This is a genomic window from Synechococcus sp. R5-15 (genome assembly GCF_047462035.1).
GTDB lineage: Bacteria > Cyanobacteriota > Cyanobacteriia > Thermostichales > Thermostichaceae > Thermostichus.
In genome coordinates this window covers 1-21863 of sequence record NZ_JANSIK010000031.1, presented here as the reverse complement: position 1 = coordinate 21863, position 21863 = coordinate 1, and the positions used below count along the sequence as shown (strand labels likewise).

Genomic DNA, 21863 nt, shown 5'->3' with positions numbered 1-21863 from the left:
CCAGAGGAATCTCCAAACGGCACCTCACAAAGTCAGCGGAGCTTCCAAAGTTAGATTGAAAGATTGGCCGGGGCGCAGCACCACCACCTGCGGAGCGGTAACATTGCCCACCACCACTCCGGTCGCGGCACCTCCCAGGACATTGCCCACTGATACTCTGCCCGTGATGGCCCCCAAAATGGCTCCCGCGGCTGCCCCAATGGCTGCATCCTGAGCGATGGCCTCAGCCGAATACTGACGGGGATCCTTTTCGTCGTGGAGGATGTTGGAGGAAGCCCGCAGGCTGTAGGTACGACCGCCGAGAACAATGGAAGTGCCGACAAAGCGGGATCCGCCCGGTGCAGGTTCCATCTGTCCAAAAATGCGGCTACCCGCCGGGATCACCAAGCGCCCCTGGCTGTCAAAAATGTTCTGAGTAACGGCCACTTCCAGGGGATAGACGGTGTCGGGATAAAAGTATTGCGGCCCTTCGCTACTCAGGCTGCCGACCGGGATAATCGTCCCCTGCTCAAGGCGGTAGGCACCCAATTCAAACAGCGGCTGAGCCGAACTGGGCAAGGGGGCCAACGCAGGGATCCCGGCCAGGCCAAGAATGGCTGCTGTTAAGATAGCTTTCATGAGTAGAGTCTCCAATGCTTCTCCAAGTTCTGCCGAGTTCTGAGCAGTTGCCCGAAGCTATTCCAAGTCAATTTGCTTCCTTGTCTCAGCTTCTCTCCACTTCTAGGTTATCGAATCCTTCCTAGGGCTTGTTTTCTCCCACAAGTCGATTTGTCTTCAACTGTTGGCAGTTTGGGTGGCCATCCTGCAGCACAACTTCTCTCAGAAATGCTGGAAGGCTTGTTGACGGCTGAGGGCCTGCCCGTCCTTCAGCCAGACGGTTCCCTGCGGATCCCAGCCTGTCACTTCTCCAATCCAAACGGCCCCCGGCAATCTTTCCAACAGATGCTTGGCCACCGACACCTCGGCACTGAGGAGCAGCTCAAAATCTTCGCCTCCATAGAGCGCCCATTCCAAGGCTTGGGCCGGGAAAGCCTGCCGCAAAGCTTTTGAAATCGGGATCCGCTCCACGGCAATCCTTGCCTCCACCCCACTGGCCTGACACACCTGCACCAGGGCATCTGCCAAACCGTCGCTGGTATCCATACCGGCAACGCGCAAGGGATCCGGGATCCCTTCCAAGAGGGGCACCAGATCCAGGCGCGGGCGTGGGTATTGGTGAGCCCTGATCAACTGCTCGCGCTCGGCCGCCGTAGCTGAGGATCCCTGTTCAGGATGGAGAAGCAGCTCCAAGCCTGCCCGCGCATCTCCGTGCGGCCCTGTCACCACCAGCCAATCGCCGGGTTGAGCCCGTCTGCGCTGAATGGCCCGCCCCGGCTGCACCGATCCCAGGGCCGTGATTGCCACAAATCGATGCGGCGACCGACACAGATCCCCTCCCACCAGTTGGCATTCCCAGCGGGCGCAACAGTCCCGCATCCCTTGATAAAGCTCCTCCACCCAAGCAACCGGTGTGGAGCCCGGCAAGCCCAAACCCACCACCAACGCCTGCGGACGGGATCCCATCGCGGCCAGATCCGATAGATTGGCGGCCACCGCGCGCCAGCCCACCGCATGGGCCGGGGTCGTCAGATCGCTGAAGTGAACTCCCTCCACCAACACATCGGTTGTCACCACCAACTGCCCCTCCGGAGCAGCTAACACCGCCGCATCGTCTCCCACCACCTGGGCCGGACAGTAGCGCTGCACGATCTGCAGCAGCCCTGCCTCCCCAATTGCCGAGATGGGTAGGGGGGAAGGATTGCCGTTTTGTGGGGAAGAACTGTCAGAAAGACCGGAGAACAAGACAGACCTCTGAGGGTAGCGAGGATAACACAGCTGCAAGATCTGGTGGATGCTGGAGTCTTGTTGGATATTTCCAAGGATCCCGCCTGCACGCCACAGGCAAGCTGGAGAATTCTACCCCGCCGTCCGCTGTCCAATCAGGGCATAGAAGGGATCCCCGCCTCCGCCTGCCCAAAAGCCCAGCCAACCCATAGGGGCAGGCCGCTGGATCACCTTCACCACCGCAAACCCTGGCACCGACTCAAAATAGCGCCTGACCAACTCCACCCGCCCCGCCTCAGAGTTGTCCCGCCAAGCCTGGATCGCCTTCTGGAAAAACATGCGATTGGAGAAGCTGACGATGAACAGGCCCTGGGGCTTTAGAATGCGATACACCTCTGCAAACACCTGCTCCGGCTGCTGCAGATACTGCACCGAAACCGTGTTTAGCACCGCATCGAAGGATTGATCAGGGAAGGGCAGACTTGGGTTTTGGTTCAAGTTTTGGATGAAGAAGTGATCCAGCCGGGGGTTGGCCGCCAGTTCCTCAGGGTTCATCCCATGCCCCTCCACATGGGCAAACTCCATCTCAGGTGGCAAATGGGAGACCCAACTGCTCATCAGATCGAGAATGCGGGTCTGGGGCCGCAAATGCTCGCGGTATAGATCGGTGAGCTGGCCGATGAAGCCAGAATCCACATGAGTCACGAAGCGAGGATAGCTGTAAAAGAGGGCATCGTCGCTGGGATCCAACTTGGAGCGCTGCCAATCCTTGAGCACCACCATGGCCAAACGGTTGCAAATCTTAATCAAAGCTAACATTTTGGAAGCTTCGGAAAAGGGGTGGGCGTGATACCTTAGCAGAGCAACAGTGGCCATTTCGCGAAGGACTCTTTGCCGTGATGTCTGTGTCTCACCCCTCTTCAGCGGCTCCTTCTTCTTCTGGGTCTAACTTTGGCCTGCGGGAGTACGTAACCGAACTGCAGCTCCACATGGCTCTGCAGGCTCGCAGCCTTACTCCTTCTCTCAGCGTTTCCCCAGCCCAGGACAGCCCCCTGGCTCTGGTGCAGCAGGCACAGGCGGCTATGGAGAAGTCCGCTTCCCGCCAGTGGCTTTGAGCGGCACAGCCTGGGCAGAGAGGCTCAGGCCAAACTTTTGCGCAACACCCCCTGCACCAGCAGAACCGACACTACGACAAACCCCGTCAAGAGGCCCAGGGATCCCGCCAGGGTGAGATCGCCCCAGGGAGCCTGCAGCACCACATCGGCCCAGCTCCAGCTATCGCTGCGGTAGACATGGCGAATGGGCTCGATGGCAAAGGTGAGGGGGTTGAGGCTGGCCACCCAACGCAGCCAGGTGGGCATAAAGCTCAGGGGAGCCAAGGCCGTGCTGGAAAAGATCAGGGGCAAGTTGACCAAAAAGATGAAAGCCAGCAATTGCTGGTGCCCCGGCATGGCAAAGGCCAAGCCCAAGCTCAGCGCCGTAAAGCCCAAGACCAACAGGCCCACGATCAGGGCCACCACCGCCAAGCCTGGCCCGTCGGGGATCCCGGCCCCAAGGGCGTAGTCTGCCCCCACAATGACTGCCGTCTGCAGCAACGCCAAGCTGACGATAAACAGGCTAGAAGCAAGAACAATGGAAAAACGAGAGGTGAGGGGAGCCACCAACAACCGGTTCAAAAAGCCAAATTCTCGGTCGAAAATCACCGGCACTCCGGCATTCAAGGCTCCACCAAAAGCCGTAAACACAATGACTCCCGCCCCCAAAAACTGGGTGTAGTTTTGTCCGGCCCCGAAAATGCCGGCAGGAGCATTCTGAAACAAGGCTCCAAATAGAATCAGCCAGAGCAACGGCTGGATAATGCCAACCAGCAAGGTTGTGGGGCGACGCTGCAGTTGGATAAACAAGCGGCGCGTGAGGGCGAAGGTCTCCTGCCAAAAATCAGCCGTCAAAAGGGGGATCGGGTTAGATTGAACCGAGGAAGAGGCAGAGTTCATACCAAAGCTCCTGTAGGGTTGCGATCAATCAATCCATTCCAAATCCATCTACCAAATACCTCGATGTGCCTTTGCATAGGGATCAATAGGGCTCGAGCATGAGGTGATGAAGTTACTTTTTCTTTTTGCCCAGATTGGCCTCGGCAGCGGCCAGCTCCGCGTCCATCAGGGTTTGCCCGGTTGCCGCCAAATACACATCATCCAAGCTGGGACGAGACTGGGTGCTGCTGAACACCTCTAGCCCATGAGCCTGCAAGTGGGCGCGAATCTGGCTGAGGGGATCCTCTCCATTCCGCTGCACCACCAGGTTCAGGGCGTTGCCCTGGGCGCTGTTGATCACCACCTTCTGGACAAAGGGCAGGGATCCCAGCAGTTGGGCACCCCGTTGGGCCAGTTCCGCCGGGGCAAATTCCTGCAGCTTGACGGTGATGCGCTCGCCGCCGACGCGGGTTTTCAGCTCCTCGGGGGTTCCCTCGGCAATCACCTTGCCCCGGTCGATGATGGCTACCCGATCCGCCAGCAGGTCGATCTCCTCCAGGTAATGGCTGCTGAGCACCACCGTGATCCCTGTGTTCTTGAGTTGGCGCAAAAAATCCCAGATGGCCAGCCGACTGGGAATGTCCAGGCCCACCGTGGGCTCGTCCAAGACCAGCACCTGGGGTTGATGGAGCAGTCCTGCCGCCAGATCCAAGCGTTTGCGCAGCCCGCCGGAGTAGGTACCGATGAGTTGGTCGGCGCGGTCGGTCAGCCCCAGCAGTTCCAGGACGGCAACGATTCGCTCTTGAGCCAGGGGGCGAGGCAGGTGGTGGAGATCGGCCTGCAACTGCAACAATTCTCGCCCGGTCAGCACCTTATCCAAAGCCACCTCTTGGGCAACAAACCCCAGTTTTTCTCGTACCGCTTTGGGGTTTTCGCTGGCTGGGATCCCGTACACCTCTATCCGGCCCGCATCGGGACGAAGCAAGGTGCAAAGGCAATGCAAAGTGGTGGTCTTGCCGGCCCCATTGGGTCCGAGAATGCCGTAGATCTGGCCGGGTTCCACCTGAAACGAGACGTCCGCCACGGCCACTGTGGATCCGTAGCGCTTTTGAAGTTGCTCTACCAAGACCGCAGGAGTATCTGACATGGGTATCCACATCTCGCTTCCTCTAGGCTATCAAGCCTGTTCGGGAGATGAGGCCAGGGATCGCCACCATTTCTTGCTCGTTGCCGCCAGCCCCCTAGGGATGGTGGGAGCTGAACCGAGGCTCACGGTATAGTGGTTCAGGCGAATCCGGTGGGGGATCCCCGCCCATCCTCAACTCAGTCCGGTTGGGTTTAACCCTCGCCAAGGTGTCTGTTGTGGAGAGGAGATGAATGCTGAAGCCAAAGCATGCCTGCCGGCCCCTGCTGCCGACTTGTGGGAGCTCGGATTCCCCTATCGAAAAAGGATGCTCTGTTGTAGCTTATACAGCCTTGGCCATTTTAGCGCTTGGCTTGGTCGGTTGCGGCGAGGGAACAACTCCTCTGGGCCCCCTGGAAAATGTCTTCCTGCGGGCGGATGATTTTGAAATCACAGGAGGATCCCCGGCAGCGGGCGCAGTGGGGCCCTACCTACAGTTCAACATGCGGCGGCAGCGGGATAACCAAATCCTAAATCGCCCCCTTAATGTCTATGTGGACAATGCCGGGCTGGCAGAAAGGCGGAATCCCCTTTTGGATAACCAAAACCGCCCCATCCTCTTACAGCGCTCGGTGGCCTTTTTGGGCAATGGGCTGGATCTGAACAGAGATGGCCAGCCGGATCTGCCCCCCAAAGAACCCCCCAACTTCACCAGTGGCCCGCTGCTGCCCTACACCCCGCCCAATCAGTGGCAAAGCCGGGCTGCCCTTGCCTATGTCCCCGGACAGGCCAATATCCCCGGACGGAGTCCCAGCGACCGCTTTGGCATCTACTTTTCTTCCATCCTGCCCTACACCGGGCAGCTTCGCTTTCGCGCCCGCGACGAGCTGGGCAATGCCTTTGCCCGCACCTTTGAGGTCACCTACCCGCCGGCAGCCAGCCGCGCCACGGTCACGGTTACCTTGGCCAACCTCACCGCCACTGCCCAAGAGCCGGTTCTCATTGCCATTTGTAACCAGTTGGGAGCTGCTGCCGTGGTGGGCCTGCGGAGTGGCACGTTCACCGAGCTGGTGGATCTCCTGCCGGCCCCAGGGCTGCCGGTGGATCCCACCTTGAGCGAGCCCATCCGCTATGTGGCCGAGGCTTATCAATTTAACCGCGATCGAGCCGTCATCCGCGTTTCCCAGAATCCCACGGATCCCAGCCGCATGAGCGTTCCTCTACTGGGATTTGAAGGGACAACCGGTCGGGCAGATCTGACGCTGGTGAACTCTGTAGGGGATCGGCTTACCTGCTTCAACGATCGGCTTTCGGATCTGCGGGATACGTTTTCTGACTTTTTCAGATAGTCAATTCAAATAGCAATGAGACACTGGCCAGTAGAATAGTCCGACTCGCAAAAGCAGGCCTTGTCACTTCATCAACAGAAGTTCCTCCATCTGCATGCATCCTTGCCCTCTTGAAAGCACTGCGGTCGCTTCAAACTAGATTGAGACGCTCCCCAAGCGTTCCGCGCTGCTTTTACCGACTCCCATACCCTTCCCTTCCGCTGTATGACCGGCTTTGTACGTCTGTGGGTCTGCTCCCTTCCTGGACATGCCCTACGACTCTCTCTCAGGTCAAGGCTTCTTTCTGAGGTCTACTGGCATGCCATCCTACCTGTAACGTCATCTCATCCTCAACTGAATTGACCATAGATCTGGAATCGTTTTACTGGTGTGCGAAGCAACTATACTTGCAATGTCGTGAAAGCGGCTCAACCGACAAAACCTCAGGGCAGATGCTGCAAGGCCAGCGCCAACTGTTCGTACTCTGCCAAACGGTTGTAGACCTGGGCCGAGATGCGTACCCAAAGCTGCCCGGCGAAGGGGATGATCGGAACCTCAATGCGGTACTTGTACCAGAGGTAATCGTGAAGCCGACGGGCGCGCTCCTCAAGAGGAAGCTCAGGGATCCACTGCTGCCAAAATGGCGGCAAGGGTAGGGTGGCCATAAAGCCCAACATCTTTTCGGGGGCGGGCGGGATCCCCTCAAGAGCCTCCAAGAGCAACTGCCGCGCCTGCAGCAGCAGAGTGTGGTTGTGCTGACGGATGTTGTCCAGTCCCACCCCTTGGATAAACGCCAGGGCTGCTGAAATGGCCAACCAAGCGCTGGGATCCCGTGTGCCCACCCAGTCGAACTCCGCTGTGAACCCTTGCCCATAGCCGTGGGAGATCACCGTAGGATGAGTTTGGGCCTGTCGATAGGGGGCCACCCACAAAAAGGCACAGCCTTTCGGGGCAAACAGCCACTTGTGGGCATTGCCGGTGTACCAATCGGCTCCTAGCTTTTCCAACTCCAAGGGGAGAACTCCGGGGGCATGGGCGCCATCCACCAAAACCGGGATCCCGCGCTCCCGACAGAGGCCGATCAGCTCAGGCAGGGGGTAGATCAGAGCCGTAGGCGAGGTGAGGTGATCCAACACCGCCAGGCGAGTTTGGGGAGTGAGGATGGCCTCGAAGGCCGCGATAACCTGCTCTGGCCCCGCAATGGGGAAAGGGATCTGCGCCTCAACTGGGATGGCTCCCCACTGGGCACAGATGTACTGCAATGCCTGACGAACGGCCCCGTAACCGTGATTGGTGCAGGCGATCTGATCCTCTGGCCGGAACCGCAGCGAGCGCAAAACGGCATTGACCCCGCTGGTGGCATTTTCCACAAACACCAAATTTTCGGGTTCGGCCCCGACGAAATGGGCCAGTTCTGCTGCCGCCGCCCGCAAGGCTCGAGGAAGTTCCTCTCCCATAAACTGCACCGGCTGAGCCTCCAGGCGTTCCCGCCATACACTCTGGGCCTGCAACACCTTTTTCGGGGTCGCGCCGTAGGAGCCGTGATTCAAAAAAACGGCTTGCGGATCCAGTCCCCACAAGGAGCGTTCGCAAAGCGGTGCATCGGCGCTGAGGGCAGAGCTAAAGCGAGGAGAAGTGGATCCCATATTGGGGAAAGAAGGCATGGTTCACTCCCTCTGTCCCTGGACGATGCAGGAAAAAGATGGGGGAATTGCTGCGATCTGTGTGAGGGGTTTGCTCAGAAATCCGAAGATATCAACACCTATCAACACCGCTGATGTGGAGACCAATGGCATCTCGACTGAATGTCAGAACCTAAGGCTCTTTGAGACGGATTCTCTTAGGTTGATCTATTGGCCGTCACCCAATTCTGGGCCGAGATCCGAGATAGGGGCAATTTTGCTGAGCTTGATTTTAGGGTTGCTGGCAACAAACTGCTGTAAAGTCCACTCGTTCTTAAACAGAAGAACGGGCCTGTCTTGAATGTCTTTAACAACTAGGGTGTTAAACAAGCTGGGGATGTTCTCCAGCGCCTTCCAGCCATTCTCGACCCAGCGGGCCAGGGTGTAGGGCAACATCTCCAGTCGGGTTTCGACGTTGTATTCACTTTCAAGGCGGTACTGCAAAACCTCAAACTGCAACTGGCCCACCGCTGCCACAATCGGATCCCGTTTGGAATCGTCGATAGAGTACATGATTTGTACAGCCCCTTCTTCCCGCAGTTCCGCTACCCCTTTCTGGAACTGCTTAAACTTGGAAGGATTGGGATTTTTCAAGTAGGCAAACAGCTCAGGAGAAAAGCTAGGGATCCCGGCGTAGCGCAGCTTCGGGCCGGTGTAGATGGTATCCCCAATGGTGAAGATGCCGGGATTATTCAGGCCGATCACATCCCCAGGGTAAGCTTCATCGATGGAGATGCGCTCTTGAGCAAACAACTTCTGGGGATAAGATAGGCGAATGGGACGATTGAGTCGGGCATGGTTGACCACCATATCCTTCTCAAACTTGCCGGAACAGATGCGCACAAAAGCAACGCGATCCCGATGGCGGGGATCCATGTTGGCCTGCAGTTTAAAGACGAAGCCCGTAAACTCAGGATGTTCGGGCGGGATCAGTCCGGCAGTGCTCTCGTGAGGCATTGGCGGTAAGGAATACTCCAAAAATGCATTGAGGAAAAGCTCCACCCCAAAATTGGTCATGGCACTGCCGAAAAAGACCGGGGTTTGTTTGCCAGAATGCACCTGTTTTAGATCCAAGGTGGGCATGAGACCATCCAGCAGTTCCAGCTCTTCCTTGAATCGGTAATACAAGTCCTTGTCGATCAACTCCTCAATTTGCGGATCCCCAAGTTTAATGACGGTATCTTGAACTTTTAGCCGCCCCCCAGATACCCGCTCAAAGAAATGAAACTCCTGAGTCCGACGGTCAAATAGGGCAGTAAACCGCTCGCCTGAGCCAATTGGCCAGTTGACAGGATAGGGCTTGAGGCCCAGTTCTGTCTCAATTTCATCCATCAGCTCCAAGGGATCCCGACTTGGGCGATCCATCTTGTTGATAAAGGTAAAAATCGGCAGCCCCCGCATCTGACACACTTCAAACAGCTTGCGGGTCTGGGTTTCCAACCCTTTGCCGGCATCTTCCAGCATCACGGCATTGTCAGCCGCTGCCAGGGTGCGATAGGTGTCTTCGCTGAAGTCCTGGTGGCCGGGAGTATCCAGCAGATTGAGACGAATGTTGCGGTAATCAAATTGCAGGACGGTAGAGGTGATGGAAATACCCCGCTGCTTTTCCAGTTCCATCCAGTCGGAAGTGGCCCGCTTTTGCGCCCGACGGGCCTTCACAGCTCCCGCTTCTTGAATGGCCCCCCCGTACAACAGCAGCTTTTCGGTGAGGGTGGTCTTCCCCGCATCGGGATGGGAAATAATGGCAAAGGTGCGCCGTTGCTCTACAGCTTTGGCCAAATCAAGTTCTTTCATCAACTGTTGCCGCTCCACTACAACCTGGTCGTTTTAAAGAAGATGACGTTGCAATGCTGTCCCCTAAACGATGGGAGAAATAGGGAGAAGATAGAAAAACAAAAGTGAGAAGTAGGGTGAATAATGCGCTTGATGATAATGGGCTTGGGTTGCCGCCAGGTAGCGAGGGGGAGAGAGCACAGGCCGAAAAGCGCGAAAAGCCAACAGAACCATTTTGACCCTAGCACAGGAACAGGGATCCCTGTTGTCTGGCATACTGGCGGAGATCTTGAGGGGGAATTTCCCAGGCCAACCGGCCAGAACTCAAAGCAGATGCTGCTCGTTGTTGTTGCGCAACGCTGACGTGAAGAGCAGTTGCTCAATCGTGGCAATGGTGAAGTTTTGGCTGATCACCAGCCGCTCGACGCGAATGCGGTGGGCTTGCAGGAGGCAATCTTGCTGCAAGGGCTTGGGCAATTGTTCCCAATGATCCAGCAGGACTTCCAGCAAAATCTCGCCCGGTAGCCCGGTGGCGCTTTCCAGGGATCCCAGCTTTTCTACCCTCTCGGCAGACCATTTGAGGGTAAGCTTTTGCAGGCCCAGTTGTGCATCCAGAGCCTCGCGGGGATCCGACTGGGCACCCTGCCCATTGGGGGTGCCATTGCGGCGAACCCCATTGTCGGTGCAAGCAGTAGCAGGGGGCAAAAGCTCGGCTGGCTTTTCAGTTGGCAGCGAAGTATTGGCCCATTTGGCCAGACTGACCTGGGGTGGGGAGACAACCCTTTCCACCTCGACCGGAGCGGGCGACAAGTTGGACAAGGGATCCGCATCCCGAGAAGGAGCTTCAGGTGGGGAGAGCACACCGGCCAGGAGAGGCATCCGTCCTGCCTCTGGTGGGGTTGTGGCAACCTGGCACAGAGGGGACGAGGCGGCGGCAGATGGATCGGGCTCAACATCTAATGCCGCAGGGTGAGGCAGATCCAGGGAATCCGTTCCCCTGTCGTCTTTTGGACGGAGCGGAGCCTCAACGCCATCGGCAGCCGTAGGTGCAGGTTCCATCGGCTCTGGCTGCTTATTCACCCCCATGCGCGAGAGCAGATCCGCCTTGGTGGGGCCGGTGGGCAATTTTTTTTGGGAGGCTTCTTGGCGGTAGCCATGTTAGCGGGCCTCCAGCACAGCCTTGAGGATCTCGCGATAAGGTTGGGCCAGGAGATCTTCCCCTGCCTCCGCCAACGACCAGCCCATGCTGTTGGTTTGCTGCACCACTGTACTTTGCCGCACCGGCGTGAAAATGGGGATCCCTTGCATCATTTCCGCCAAGGCTTCCACCGCGGCCCGCGACATTTTGGTGCGGTTGTTGCCCACCCACTGTTCCCGTGTGGGGAGCACCCCCAAAAACTTGGGCACATGAAAATCCAGCTCTTCCAATTCTTTCAACAGCACCAGGGTACTTAGGGCCCCCATCACCCCCTTTTGGGTACATTCCGTCGGCACCACCAGCAGATCGGCGCTGAGAATGCTGTTGTAGGTGAGCAACCCTTTCGAGGGGGGGCTGTCGATGACCAAAAAGTCATACTCCGGCAAAATCGGTCGCAAAGCCCGCTTCAAAAACAGCTCCCGCCCCGGCTCCATCACGATCGCATCCATAGCCCGCGAGAGACTGTAATCGCTGGGGGCCAACCACAGCCGCTCCTGGCGATCCTCATTCAACGGCGGACGGATAATCTCCCGAATGTGAACCCGATCCGCCCCCGGCAAAATCGTCTCGGCAATGGTGGCCGACTCCGACAGATCCGTCCAGCCCATCCACTGGCTCAGGTTGCCCTGTGGGTCAAAGTCAACAGCCAGCGTCTTGCCATGCTCGGCCAACATGATGGCCAGGTTGAGGGCGGCTGTGGTCTTTCCGGATCCCCCACTCAAACAGGCAACGGTGATGACAAGCGCCGTTCTGCCAGACATGAGTTATCCCCTCGTAGCCCATCCCCTAACACTATAGCTAGGGTTAAGCAATGGTGTTCACACCTCTAATGGGGATCCCGCCGCTGGGAATGGCCTACAGGGATCCAGCCGCTGGGAGCTGAGCTTCCTCAGTTCTTTTCGATCCTCGGATTGAATTCTCAGAGGGAAGACACAAACCGGTGCAGCCGCTGCAGCCCTTTTTCGAGGGTGGTGCGATCGGCAGCATAGGAAAGGCGAATGTAGGAATCTGCCCCAAAGGCTACCCCCGGCACAGCAGCCACGTGGTGTTCCTTGAGCAGCTGCCGGCAAAACTCCACCGAACTTAACCCGGTTTGGCCGATGTTGACAAACACATAAAATGCACCTTCTGGCTCCGGGCAAGTCACCCCCGGCAAGGTGCGGATCCCGTCCAGCATCAGATCCCGCCGCTGCCAGAATTCTTGGCGCATTTTTTCCACAGCCGCTGCCGATAGGGGGCTGGTCAGGGCTTCCAGAGCGCCGTACTGGGCGAAGGTGCAGACATTGGAGGTGCTGTGGCTTTGCAGGTTGATGGCCGCCTCGATGATGGGCTTGGGCCCGGCCAAGTAGCCCACCCGCCAGCCGGTCATGGCGTAGGCTTTGGCAAAGCCACTGCTGAGAATCAGGCGCGGCATCAAGTCAGGGCAAAGGGATCCCAGGCTGATGTGGCGGGCTTGTCCATAAACCAGCTTTTCGTAGATCTCGTCGCAGATCACGTACAGATGGGGGGCGGAGAGGATCACCTCTGCCAGAGCTGCCAGCTCGTGCTGGTGGTAAACGGCTCCGGTGGGGTTGGCCGGCGAGTTGAGAATCAGCAGCTTGCTGCGGGGGGTGAGGGCCTGGCGCAGTTGGGCGGCGGTGAGCTTGAACCCCTGGGCCTCTTCCGTCTGCACCTGCACAACCTTTGCCCCTGCCAAAATGGCAATTTCGGGGTAGCTGACCCAGTAGGGAACAGGCAGGATCACTTCATCGCCGGGATCCAGCAGCACCATGGCCAGGTTAAACAGGGTTTGCTTGCCGCCGTTGCTGATCAGGATTTGGTCGTGGCTGAACTGCAGGCCGTTTTCCTGCCGCAGCTTATCGGCCACTGCTTGGCGAAGGGCGGGGATCCCAGCGGTGGGGCCGTAGCGGGTTTTGCCCTCTTCCAGAGCACGGATGGCCGCGGCCCGAATGTGGTCAGGTGTATCGAAATCCGGCTCGCCTGCGCTCAAGCTACACACATCCAGCCCCTCTGCCTGCATGGCTTTAGCCAGAGCCGAAATGGATAGCGTGGGGGAAGGGGATAGATGGGCGACCCGTTGGGACAAGCCGGCAGCAGACACCATCGGTTGGGAAGCTCTTTGTTTTATTTTAAGGTTCTCAAGCAGGGCCAATCTGGGCCAATCTAGATAGCTAGGCTACTGCGGTCAACAGGCGGGTACCATCCACCAACAGCAGTTTGTTGCCCTCTCGCTCTGCCAACAGATCCCAAAACTCGCCCGCCACAGCTCCGGGCAAGAACCCTTCCAAGCGCAATTGCAGAGGAGCAAATTGCTTGGTTCCCTGGGGCTTGCGCCGCACGGTCACCTCAACAAAGCCATCGTGGGGCTCGACAATGCCGCGGATGTTAAAGCCTTCCTCTGTGTCCTCAGGGGCAGGCAAAAACGGTTCTTCTTCCCACTCTGGGTCTTGCTCCTCTTCCGGCAGGGCCAGGATGCGGATGATGCTCAAGCCCAAAGCCCCCCCTGAACGCGGCTGCGGCTGCACGTAGTACCAGTAGGTATGGCCGCTCTTGATGCAGTGCTCGAAGGGGCCGAGAAGCTCGGCGCGTCCGGGGGTAGCCGGATATTCTGCTCCGTCAGAGGCAACCAAGGTTGCCTGCGCATAAGTCTTGGGGATCGATTTCAGGGATCCCTTAATCAGGCCCAAAGCGCGGAACTGGTAGGGGTGGGCGGGAGGAGGCAATGGGTTCATGGCGGCCAGATCTTGGAAAGCCAGGGAAGTAGAGTCCATCATCTTATCCTATGGCGATCCTCAGATTGGAATATCCAGGGCTTTCCTCAGCATCGCCTCCAGCTCATCGCCCTGCCGACTTGCGCACCGCGATCAAGCTGCTGGTGGTGCCCAGAAAAACCCCCATCCCCAATAACATCGACGGCAAGAGCCAAAACTCCAGTTGGCTGCGATCTGCCTGCATCACCTTGAGGAAGGGCAAGGCAATCAACTGCTCCAGCAGCTCCTGCAGCAACTGCTGGGATCCCAAGATCAATCCCCAAGCTCCCACTGCGCTGATCACCCCAAACAGGCACCCTTGCAAAATAAAGGGCAAGTAAATCCAGGCTGCCGTCGCCCCCACCAATTGCATCACCTCGATCTCCCGCCGCCGCGCCATGACGATGAGGCGAATGGTGGTGGTGATGACCGCCACCGCTGTCAGGGCCAACACGCCGGTAATGGTCAGGGATCCCAGCCGTAGCATGTCCTGGAGCTGGGCCAGTTGCTCCACAATGCGGTCGCCGTAGTAGACCTCATCCACCCCTTCCAGTTGGCGAATCTGCTCCGCCACTTCCCCCAAGGCTTCGGTGGAATCCGCCTTAACCCGCAGAGCATCCACCAAGGGGTTCTCCCCCAACTGGGTTTCCATGGCCGCCTCGTCTTGGATCCCCATTTCCAGCAAAAGGTTGCGCCAAGCCTGGTCTTTGGTGATGACCTTCACCTCGGCCACATGAGGCAGTTGGGCGACCTGAGGTTGCAGCTCCACCCCCTGCCGTTCCGGCTCCAGGTAGACGGAGATCTCCAGTTGTCCTCCCAGCGACTGCACCGTGGCATCCAGGCCCCAGGACAGCTCAACGCCGATCCCCACCAGGAACAACAACACCAGCAGGGTGCTCACCGCAGCCCAGTTCAGCCAGCCCCCCCGCCGCAACCCCAAAAAAGTCTCCTGTAGGAGATAGCGGATTTTATTGAGAAATCGGGAGAGAGATTGCATGCTGTTCTCCATCCAACAATCAATGGGCTCAGACCCTTGCCCCCTGGAGCTCAACAGAGCCTGTGGAGAGCAAAATAGGGATCCCGGCAGCCCTCAGCGCAGATCATACAGGCGCCCTCCCTCCATGCGCACCACCCGGTGGCCGGCCCGCTCCACCAGATAGGGGTCATGGCTGGTCATGATGACGGTCACCCCAAAGGAATTGAGCCGCTCCAAAATCTGGAGAACCAAGAGGGAGTTTTCCGGATCTAGGTTTCCTGTTGGCTCGTCCGCCAGCAGCAGCACCGGCATGTTGACAATGGCACGGGCCAGGCTAAGGCGCTGCTGTTCCCCCCCCGAAAGCTCATGGGGAAAGTGATCTCGCTTTTCGGTCAGCCCCACCATCTTTAGGGTCGGCCCGATGCGACGGCGGATTTCTGCGGGGGACAGCCCTTGGGCGCGCAGCACGAAGGCCACATTTTCTGCCAGGGTGCGGTTGGCCAGAAGGCGATAATCTTGGAAAACCACCCCCAAGCGCCGCCGCAACATGGCCAGCGGACGCGGTGGGATGCGGTAGGGTCGCCGCCGCCCTTCAGAAGAAAAGAGACAGACTTGATCGACGATGACCGTGCCCTCGGTGGCCTGTTCCGCCCCGTAGAGTAGCCGCAGCAGGGTGGACTTGCCCGCCCCGGAGACCCCAGTTACGAACACAAACTCGCCGCGGCGCACCTCCAAGTTCACATCCTGAAAAATTAAGTTGCCGTTGGGAAAGACCTTGCTCACGCCCCGCAAGGACACCATGCTGGCCGGGGCTTGCAGGGATCCGGATTGGGTGCTGCTGTAAAAGCCCAGGGTGGCCTCTGGATGGGCTGGGGCAGGGGGATGAGGGGTCGGAGCCGTACCCGCCCAACGGTGTAAGCGAGGAGGATAGCCGATGTGCTGACCGATCACCATAGTAAGCGCCTAGACAGAGGAGGGAGAGAGCGCCGGCAGACTAGGGGCGCAAACGAGAAGAGGGATCCCACAGCACTCGCCAGACAAAGCTGGGCAGAGCTAACATGCGTCGCCAGCGCCAGGGTTCCTGATAGAGACGATACAACCATTCCAGGTGATGGTCACGCCACCAACGGGGCGCTCGCCGTTTTTGGCCGGCCCAAATGTCCAAGCTGCCCCCCACCCCCATCCAGATGGCTTGGGGCAAAAGGGGACGCCACTTTTGGATCCACAGCTCCTGCCGCGGGGATCCCAGCCCCACCCACACCAGTTGCGGTCGAAATTCCTGGAGAGCTTGCAGAAGCTCTTTTTCTTCCTCGCTAGAGAAGTAGCCGTGGTAGCCCCAGAGGGCCAAAGCAGGACACTGGGCTTGCCAATATCGAATTGCTGCCCGGTTGACTTCCGGCCTTCCCCCCACCAGGGCCAAGCGCCACCCCCGTTCTGCCGCCAACGGGATCAGGGTTTCTGCCAGCTCGATCCCCGGCACCCGCTGGACGCGGATCCCCTGCCGCCGCAGGGCCCACACCACCCCAATGCCATCGGGGATCACCAGCTCCGCCGCTTGCAGCACCTGGGCAAAGGCCAGATCCCGCTGCGCCTGCATGATCATTTCCGGGTTGCAGGTAACCACCTGAGCGCCCTGACCCTCCCGAATACGCGCCTCAATCCAGGTGGCGTAGCTCTGTAGGCTGGCCTCCGGCAGAGCAAGGTGCAGGTTCACGCCCAGAATCGCATGGATGGATAACGACACTACCGACCGAATGCTGGCCCCCACTGGAGCCGTTGGACACGCTTTTAAGATAGCCCGGACCTTCTCCCAGAGGGAGAGGGGAGTTCGAGGAGGCATTTCATGGCTATTTGACCACGAAAATCTCTTCCCTCAGGCATCCGCGGCGGCATCCACGGCGTATCTCCATCAGACCAGGCCAGAGGGAATTGCCCGACCCAGAGCAAGCCCCTGAAGGTTGGTTGCCATCTTTCGAGACAGGAGACTTGAGATGAAGACTGCAAAGACTCCCTTCGCTCTGCCTCAATTGGCCGCCGAATGGGATCCCAGCCCTGCAACTTCCCGCCGCAGCTTGTTGTTGGCTGGTTTGCTGGCGGGAGTGGGTGGAGCAATTGGATTGCGCACCCTGCCCGGTGCCGCTCAGTCCAACACTGCTGATATTGCCATTCTCAACGCCGCCATTGACTTGGAACAGCAGGCAATCTGGGCCTACAAAACCGCTGCCGGCAAGTTGAGCAATACTGAGGTGGGCAAGATCGTGTTGGAAGTGGCCACCAAGAACCTGAAGGATCACGAACAGCACCGGGATCTGCTGGCGGGCGCCGTGCGGCAACTGGGGGGGATCCCCTCTCGGGCCTGGGATAGCTACGACCTTTCCACCTACATCGACAACAAAGAAGGCAATCTCGACTCCGATGCCAACATTGCCAAGCTGGCCCTGGCTCTGGAGTTTGATGCAGCCTTGGCTTACAACGACGCGTTTACCCAGCTTTCCAACAAAGACCTGGTGGCTGCCGCCAGCACCATTGGCCCCAACGAAGTTGCCCATGCCACTGCAATCCGGGCCGTGTTCCACAGCCTTGATCCCAGCATTCTGGTGGTGCCTGCCCCCTTTGTCAGCGCCGAGACTCGGGAGCGCTGGATCCTGAAGGTGTAGAGCTGTTGGTAACCCCTGCCGGCGATGAGGCGATGATCTGCAAAGCCTTCCAACGTCCTCTGTAGGACTTGGGGCTTGGAGATCCAAGTGCTCTGCACTGCTGTCGCAATCGCCTTCTTCTGAGCGCCTCAGCCTTTGCTCTCTTCCTAAACCTGTGTGGAGAAAGCCCTATGCCAATGACGCGGCGGTTGCTGTTGCTCAGTGGGCTGGGATCCCTGCTCAATGCGGGGGCCATCTTGGCCGTGGATCGGTGGCGACAAGCCAGCTCCGTTGCGGAGCGGGATCCTGTCGAAGCAACGGCGGCAGCAGAGGTAATCATTCGGGGGTTTCAATACCTGCCCTCGGAGGTTACCCTCAAGCGGGGGGGCAAGGTGACCTTCACCAACCTAGATTCCACCCCCCACACGGCTACTCCTGTGGAGGGAGCGCAGTTTCAAGGGACGGGACGGCTAAGTCGCAACGAGAGCAAAGCGGTGGTGTTCGAAGTAGCTGGGATCCAGGACTATTTCTGCGATATCCACCCCAGCATGGTGGGCCGCATTGTCGTCGTCGATTAGGTGAAGGCCATGCAAATGGAACCCCTGGGATCCCCTCTTCCCTTCTGGAACATTTGTCGGCGGGTGTACCTGATTTGGGCCGTCCTTTTGGGGATTGGGTTTGCTGCCACCCAGTTTCACCAAGAGGCCAACATCAACTGGCTGTGGCTGGTGATTTCCCTGATTGGGTTGGGCTACATGGTGCGGCAGACTAGCTTGCCGGAGTTTCGAACAGCCGGACTGGCCCACCTCTACTTTGTGGGTTTGGTGTGGACGTTGGTGATCGCCCAGGGCATGATCCTCTCGGTGCTGCCCTTTGTCGGGCGTACCCCTTTGGCAGCTTTGAGCCCATACCTGGGGGTGTTTTGGCTGTGGCAAATGGGGCTGGGTCACTGGCTCAACGGCTTGGTGGATCCGCCGCGCCTCCCCTACTGGATGACCGGTGGGATCCAGATCCTGGCCGGAGTTGCCTGCCTGCTGTGGGGGCTGGAATGGCAGTTTGCGGTGGCAGGGGGAATCGGGGCCTTGGCCATGCTTCTTTTGATCCGGTTGCACTGACCCGTTCACTGATCTGACTTTGGGGTCTTATCCAGGCGCACTCGCCAAACTCCACCTCCCACGGCCACTTCATCCCCAGGGCGCAGCTTGCGTCCCCGCCGGGTTTCCACCTCACCATTCACCCGCACTTGCCCCGCTTGGATGAGCTGCTTGGCCTGCCCGCCGGTGGGAACAACCCCCGCCAGCTTGAGGAATTGATCCAGCTTGATTACAGGATCCGTCGCCGGCTGGGGATCCCTTTGAGCAGTCTCCGCCATCACTTCACCCAAATGGTTTTGACATTCACAAATTCCAGGATCCCTTCCCGGCTCAGTTCCCGTCCATACCCTGAGCGTTTGATGCCGCCGAAGGGAAGGCGCGGGTCGGACTTGACCAGACCATTGATGAATACGGATCCCGCCTCCAGCTCCTCCAGCAGGCGCTCTTGTTCCTCTGGATCGGTTGTCCAGGCGCTGGCGCCCAGGCCAAAGGGCGTGCCGTTGGCCAGCTCGATGGCTGCCGACACATCCGGTACGGTGAACAACAGCGCCACCGGCCCGAACACCTCCTGGTGGGCCACCGGATGATCGGGGGGGATGTCGCTCAGGATCGTGGGCGGGTAAAAATTTCCTCCCAAGGGGGAGCCACCGATGTGAACTTTGGCCCCCGCCTGCACCAAAGCCTGCACCTGTCCATCCACCTCTTGCAGAATGCTGGGGGTAGCCAGAGGCCCCACATCGGTTTGCGGATCCAAGGGATCCCCCACCTTGAGCCGGCGAAATCGCTCCGTCATGGCAGCCGTGAAAGGTTCGGCGATAGCCCTGTGTAGGATAAATCGTTTGGCGGCAATGCAGGACTGGCCGTTGTTGATCAGACGGGCCGTGACCGCTGTGGCAACTGCTGCCTCCAGATCGGCGCTGGGCAGCACGATGAAGGGATCGCTCCCTCCCAGTTCCAACACCGTTTTTTTCAGATATTGACCGGCCAAACGGGCCAGGCTGGAGCCGGCGGCTTCGCTGCCGGTGAGGGCGGCCCCCCGCACCCGTTCATCCGCCACCACCTCTGCCACCTGGGCTGCTGTGATCAGCAGGGTTTGAAAGACCCCTGGCGGAAATCCCCCCTCCCGAAAGATCTGCTCTAGGGTCAAAGCCGATTGGGGCACGTTGGAAGCATGTTTCAGCAAGAGGGTGTTGCCCGCCATCAGGGCCGGGGCGGCACAGCGAAACACCTGCCAAAAGGGAAAGTTCCAGGGCATCACCGCCAAAATCACCCCCAGCGGCTGGTAGCGGATCCCGCTGCGGCTGGCATCGCTGGCGTTCGCGTAAGCGTTGCGTAGCAATATGGAGCGCTCGGCCAAGAATCCCTCTGCCTCCTCGGCATAGTAGCGACAAACCCAAGCGGATTTTTCCACTTCCGCAACGGCAGAGGCCAAGGTTTTGCCCATCTCCAGGCTGATTAGGCGGCCAAACTCCGCTTTGCGCTCCTCCAGGATCCCTGCCACCCGCTTCAGCCAGGCGGATCGTTGAGCAAACGGGATCCGACGATAGCTCTGAAACCGCTCGTGGGCTTGGGCGATACAGCTTTGGATCTGCCCAGCGTCGAAAACGGGGTAGCGAGCCAATTCCTCTCCGGTGGCGGGGTTGATGCTGACCAGGTGCCCCTTCGCGTAAGCGTTGCGTAGCAATATCGTTTTCCCTCAACGCCTGTTTCTCCACTCTGGCATTTGCGCTCTGCCTGGAATAGTGCTCCGCACTGCTACTGCGTTCGCGTAAGCGTTGCGTAGCAATATGGAAAGATTTGCGGAGTGGGGGACTCAGGGTTGCGGGCTGCCGGTGGTGTCTGTTCGGGATGGCGGGGCGGATCCAGGAGCAGACCAGAACTCGTAGGCTGCTTGCGACAGGCTGGCGATCAGCCCTTCGGCTCTGGGATCGTTGGGGGTTTCTCGCTTCACCCACACCGCCGCCACATAGCGCCGCCCGTTGGGCAAATCCAGGATCCCGGCATCTCCCACCACGGAGCCCAGGGTTCCCGTTTTGTGGGCAATGCGCACCTCTTGGCCCAGATTGGGCCGGAAGTAGGAGAGCCGTTGGGTGCGCCAGAGAATATCCAAAAAGCGGTCGCGGCTGCGGCGGTTCAACATGCGCCCCTGTTCCACCTGGCTGAGCAACCAAACCATGTCGCGCGGGCTGCTGGTGTTGGTGCCCTCCAGATCCGGTAGCCACCAAGAAATTTGCGTGTGTTGTAGTCCCCACTGGCGAAATTTTTGGTTGAGAGCCTCCTGTCCACCCAGGCGATCGATGATCAGATTGGTGGCGAAGTTGTCGCTGAGGGTGATCATCAGGGTGGCCGCTTCCAAAGCAGAAACCTGGGATCCGAGGGGTCGGGTTTGCAACACGCCTGCCCCCCCTCCCTTGAGATCTTCCCGCAGAGTGAGCTGTTCATCCAGCCGCACCTGCCCGGTTTCCACAGCCTGGAAAAAAGCCAAGAGAATGGGGATCTTAATCACACTGGCGGCAGGAAAAGCCTGATCCGGCCTAACCCCGGCAAAGGCGCCGGTTTCCACCTCCCAGAACAGAGCCCCTGCCGTCAAGCCCGGTTGGTCGGCCAAAGCGGCCAAGCGCTCCTGCAAAGCCGGGATCGCTTCTCCCGGCAGAATGTTACTCGGGAATGCCGACGGGGGAGGATCCCCAAGCTGCGTCGTGGCCTGTTCTATCCGGCCAGCGGTGGTCGATTGCAGCAGTTGCGAGAGGCCCGCCATCGTCAGGCCCAGGATAAGACTTAAGCTCAGTCCCCTGAGCAACACTTGCCCGAGAGATGGAGAACGTCTCAAGCGGCGAGGCCGGGCAGCCCGTTGGCGCAGACGAGCAATGGCTTTCTGGCGAGCAAGACGCAGCGGTTGAGGACGGGAAACCAATAGGGATCCCCTGGGGGCAGGAAGCAGGCGACCAGAACCTGTTCGCAGCTTTGACTCCGCCGGAGGTGGGACGGTATCCTTGGCAGGTTGTGGAGGGCGGCGGGGATCCCGCGACTTCTCTGGCAAAGGCCTACGGCCCGCTAGCGCGGATGGATCGGTGCCTTTCCTCTCCCTTGCTCTGGTCATAAGAACGATTGCCTTAACACCATACTTCTGACAGACACTGCTGGCAGTTTCACCGACTCCACTCCGGTGAGCTTGGCTTAATTAAACCCACATTAAACCCACAAATTGGCCAACCTGCCCTGACCTAGATTGCAAAACGCCCATCAAACCGTCCTCGCGACACGAAGCCTAGCAACAACCCCGCCAAAGGCAGGATGAGTCCCTGTTGCCAGAGCATCCACTCGGAGTCGTTTTAAAAACTTAGGTTGATCCGTGACCCCCCTTTCCCTCTGGAAGAGGGGCTGGGAATAGTCGCGGAAGCGGCGCGGAGCGCTTTTGCCAAGTCCAGGAAAACCGTCAGCTAGAAATCGCAGGAGCCCCGCACTGTACCCGTAGGGTCACTGCCGGGAGGAATGCGCTTTGATGA

The 21863-nt window shown here is 58.9% G+C and carries 22 protein-coding genes; 5 read left to right on the top strand and 17 right to left on the bottom strand.

What is annotated here, in order from left to right; genetic code table 11:
- Positions 1–24: 24 nt before the first annotated feature.
- The 3 genes from NW839_RS03330 to NW839_RS03320 all read right to left on the bottom strand — a co-directional run bounded on the left by NW839_RS03330 (position 25) and on the right by NW839_RS03320 (position 2607).
- Positions 25–618 carry a hypothetical protein gene (locus tag NW839_RS03330; protein WP_414351229.1) on the bottom strand — a complete coding sequence of 198 codons (594 nt, stop codon included), beginning with the start codon at positions 616–618 and terminating at the stop codon, positions 25–27.
- A 201-nt stretch (positions 619–819) separates the two neighbouring features.
- Positions 820–1842, bottom strand: a complete 1023-nt coding sequence (gene thiL, locus NW839_RS03325; RefSeq protein ID WP_414351227.1) for a thiamine-phosphate kinase — start codon at positions 1840–1842, stop codon at positions 820–822.
- A gap of 114 nt (positions 1843–1956) precedes the next feature.
- Entirely contained in the window at positions 1957–2607 is a 651-nt protein-coding gene (locus NW839_RS03320; RefSeq protein WP_011433463.1) for a class I SAM-dependent methyltransferase, read from the bottom strand.
- 116 nt (positions 2608–2723) lie between these two features.
- On the opposite strand from NW839_RS03320, the gene NW839_RS03315 reads away from it, so the two are divergent.
- Complete coding sequence (locus NW839_RS03315; RefSeq protein WP_414351235.1) at positions 2724–2939, top strand: hypothetical protein; 216 nt, start codon at positions 2724–2726, stop codon at positions 2937–2939.
- Positions 2940–2963: 24 nt separating this feature from the next.
- Here NW839_RS03315 and NW839_RS03310 read toward each other — a convergent pair whose 3' ends face one another.
- Entirely contained in the window at positions 2964–3818 is an 855-nt protein-coding gene (locus NW839_RS03310; RefSeq protein WP_414351225.1) for an ABC transporter permease, read from the bottom strand.
- Positions 3819–3930: 112 nt separating this feature from the next.
- Positions 3931–4944, bottom strand: a complete 1014-nt coding sequence (locus NW839_RS03305) for an ATP-binding cassette domain-containing protein (RefSeq protein ID WP_414351223.1) — start codon at positions 4942–4944, stop codon at positions 3931–3933.
- 329 nt (positions 4945–5273) lie between these two features.
- Here NW839_RS03305 and NW839_RS03300 point away from each other — a divergent pair, with 329 nt between their 5' ends.
- Positions 5274–6269, top strand: a complete 996-nt coding sequence (locus tag NW839_RS03300) for a hypothetical protein (protein WP_414351221.1) — start codon at positions 5274–5276, stop codon at positions 6267–6269.
- A 422-nt stretch (positions 6270–6691) separates the two neighbouring features.
- On the opposite strand, the gene NW839_RS03295 is transcribed toward NW839_RS03300, so the two are convergent.
- From NW839_RS03295 to NW839_RS03255, 9 genes are all read right to left on the bottom strand, one after another.
- Positions 6692–7912: an aminotransferase class V-fold PLP-dependent enzyme gene (locus NW839_RS03295; RefSeq protein WP_414351219.1), complete on the bottom strand. Its 1221-nt coding sequence runs from the start codon at positions 7910–7912 to the stop codon at positions 6692–6694.
- A 186-nt stretch (positions 7913–8098) separates the two neighbouring features.
- On the bottom strand, positions 8099–9724 hold the full coding sequence (locus NW839_RS03290; RefSeq protein WP_414351217.1) for a peptide chain release factor 3: 1626 nt from the start codon (positions 9722–9724) through the stop codon (positions 8099–8101).
- 303 nt (positions 9725–10027) lie between these two features.
- Complete coding sequence (locus tag NW839_RS03285) at positions 10028–10762, bottom strand: hypothetical protein (RefSeq protein WP_414380472.1); 735 nt, start codon at positions 10760–10762, stop codon at positions 10028–10030.
- Positions 10763–10861: 99 nt separating this feature from the next.
- Positions 10862–11662, bottom strand: coding sequence for a ParA family protein (locus NW839_RS03280; protein WP_414351212.1), 801 nt, complete (start codon positions 11660–11662; stop codon positions 10862–10864).
- Positions 11663–11820: 158 nt separating this feature from the next.
- On the bottom strand, positions 11821–13005 hold the full coding sequence (locus NW839_RS03275) for a pyridoxal phosphate-dependent aminotransferase (RefSeq protein ID WP_414351210.1): 1185 nt from the start codon (positions 13003–13005) through the stop codon (positions 11821–11823).
- Between the two features lie 67 nt (positions 13006–13072).
- The gene (locus tag NW839_RS03270; RefSeq protein WP_238376736.1) at positions 13073–13675 is read right to left on the bottom strand and encodes a hypothetical protein; all 603 of its coding nucleotides are present in this window, start codon (positions 13673–13675) and stop codon (positions 13073–13075) included.
- A gap of 61 nt (positions 13676–13736) precedes the next feature.
- The gene (locus NW839_RS03265; protein ID WP_414351209.1) at positions 13737–14648 is read right to left on the bottom strand and encodes a cell division protein FtsX; all 912 of its coding nucleotides are present in this window, start codon (positions 14646–14648) and stop codon (positions 13737–13739) included.
- Between the two features lie 93 nt (positions 14649–14741).
- Entirely contained in the window at positions 14742–15581 is an 840-nt protein-coding gene (locus NW839_RS03260; RefSeq protein WP_238376738.1) for a cell division ATP-binding protein FtsE, read from the bottom strand.
- Between the two features lie 40 nt (positions 15582–15621).
- Positions 15622–16341 carry a WecB/TagA/CpsF family glycosyltransferase gene (locus NW839_RS03255; RefSeq protein WP_414343540.1) on the bottom strand — a complete coding sequence of 240 codons (720 nt, stop codon included), beginning with the start codon at positions 16339–16341 and terminating at the stop codon, positions 15622–15624.
- A gap of 277 nt (positions 16342–16618) precedes the next feature.
- Between NW839_RS03255 and NW839_RS03250 the strand changes: the two genes are divergently transcribed.
- From NW839_RS03250 to NW839_RS03240, 3 genes are all read left to right on the top strand, one after another.
- Positions 16619–17284 (top strand): DUF4439 domain-containing protein, encoded by a 666-nt coding sequence (locus NW839_RS03250; protein WP_414343542.1) that lies wholly within the window; start codon positions 16619–16621, stop codon positions 17282–17284.
- 176 nt (positions 17285–17460) lie between these two features.
- On the top strand, positions 17461–17841 hold the full coding sequence (locus tag NW839_RS03245) for a cupredoxin domain-containing protein (RefSeq protein WP_414380470.1): 381 nt from the start codon (positions 17461–17463) through the stop codon (positions 17839–17841).
- A gap of 9 nt (positions 17842–17850) precedes the next feature.
- The gene (locus tag NW839_RS03240; RefSeq protein ID WP_414343545.1) at positions 17851–18378 is read left to right on the top strand and encodes a hypothetical protein; all 528 of its coding nucleotides are present in this window, start codon (positions 17851–17853) and stop codon (positions 18376–18378) included.
- Positions 18379–18383: 5 nt separating this feature from the next.
- On the opposite strand, the gene NW839_RS03235 is transcribed toward NW839_RS03240, so the two are convergent.
- The 3 genes from NW839_RS03235 to NW839_RS03225 all read right to left on the bottom strand — a co-directional run bounded on the left by NW839_RS03235 (position 18384) and on the right by NW839_RS03225 (position 21271).
- Positions 18384–18635 carry an RNA-binding S4 domain-containing protein gene (locus NW839_RS03235; protein WP_414329585.1) on the bottom strand — a complete coding sequence of 84 codons (252 nt, stop codon included), beginning with the start codon at positions 18633–18635 and terminating at the stop codon, positions 18384–18386.
- Complete coding sequence (locus tag NW839_RS03230; RefSeq protein WP_414351207.1) at positions 18635–20041, bottom strand: NAD-dependent succinate-semialdehyde dehydrogenase; 1407 nt, start codon at positions 20039–20041, stop codon at positions 18635–18637. The genes NW839_RS03235 and NW839_RS03230 overlap by 1 nt, the downstream gene beginning before the upstream one ends.
- Before the next feature lie 129 nt (positions 20042–20170).
- A complete protein-coding gene (locus NW839_RS03225; RefSeq protein ID WP_414351205.1) occupies positions 20171–21271 on the bottom strand; it encodes a serine hydrolase in 1101 nt (366 codons plus the stop codon).
- Positions 21272–21863 lie beyond the last annotated feature (592 nt).

What these genes read in the sequence shown, in the direction of transcription:
- NW839_RS03265 (WP_414351209.1), bottom strand. Translation starts at nt 14,648, where the DNA reads ATGCAATCTCTCTCCCGATTTCTCAATAAAATCCGCTATCTCCTACAG.
- NW839_RS03270 (WP_238376736.1), bottom strand. Translation starts at nt 13,675, where the DNA reads ATGATGGACTCTACTTCCCTGGCTTTCCAAGATCTGGCCGCCATGAAC.
- NW839_RS03320 (WP_011433463.1), bottom strand. Translation starts at nt 2,607, where the DNA reads ATGGTGGTGCTCAAGGATTGGCAGCGCTCCAAGTTGGATCCCAGCGAC.
- NW839_RS03295 (WP_414351219.1), bottom strand. Translation starts at nt 7,912, where the DNA reads ATGCCTTCTTTCCCCAATATGGGATCCACTTCTCCTCGCTTTAGCTCT.
- NW839_RS03315 (WP_414351235.1), top strand. Translation starts at nt 2,724, where the DNA reads ATGTCTGTGTCTCACCCCTCTTCAGCGGCTCCTTCTTCTTCTGGGTCT.
- NW839_RS03330 (WP_414351229.1), bottom strand. Translation starts at nt 618, where the DNA reads ATGAAAGCTATCTTAACAGCAGCCATTCTTGGCCTGGCCGGGATCCCT.
- NW839_RS03240 (WP_414343545.1), top strand. Translation starts at nt 17,851, where the DNA reads ATGCAAATGGAACCCCTGGGATCCCCTCTTCCCTTCTGGAACATTTGT.
- NW839_RS03285 (WP_414380472.1), bottom strand. Translation starts at nt 10,762, where the DNA reads ATGGAACCTGCACCTACGGCTGCCGATGGCGTTGAGGCTCCGCTCCGT.
- NW839_RS03280 (WP_414351212.1), bottom strand. Translation starts at nt 11,662, where the DNA reads ATGTCTGGCAGAACGGCGCTTGTCATCACCGTTGCCTGTTTGAGTGGG.
- NW839_RS03245 (WP_414380470.1), top strand. Translation starts at nt 17,461, where the DNA reads ATGACGCGGCGGTTGCTGTTGCTCAGTGGGCTGGGATCCCTGCTCAAT.
- NW839_RS03260 (WP_238376738.1), bottom strand. Translation starts at nt 15,581, where the DNA reads ATGGTGATCGGTCAGCACATCGGCTATCCTCCTCGCTTACACCGTTGG.
- NW839_RS03305 (WP_414351223.1), bottom strand. Translation starts at nt 4,944, where the DNA reads ATGTCAGATACTCCTGCGGTCTTGGTAGAGCAACTTCAAAAGCGCTAC.
- NW839_RS03250 (WP_414343542.1), top strand. Translation starts at nt 16,619, where the DNA reads ATGAAGACTGCAAAGACTCCCTTCGCTCTGCCTCAATTGGCCGCCGAA.
- NW839_RS03290 (WP_414351217.1), bottom strand. Translation starts at nt 9,724, where the DNA reads ATGAAAGAACTTGATTTGGCCAAAGCTGTAGAGCAACGGCGCACCTTT.
- NW839_RS03310 (WP_414351225.1), bottom strand. Translation starts at nt 3,818, where the DNA reads ATGAACTCTGCCTCTTCCTCGGTTCAATCTAACCCGATCCCCCTTTTG.
- NW839_RS03275 (WP_414351210.1), bottom strand. Translation starts at nt 13,005, where the DNA reads ATGGTGTCTGCTGCCGGCTTGTCCCAACGGGTCGCCCATCTATCCCCT.
- NW839_RS03235 (WP_414329585.1), bottom strand. Translation starts at nt 18,635, where the DNA reads ATGGCGGAGACTGCTCAAAGGGATCCCCAGCCGGCGACGGATCCTGTA.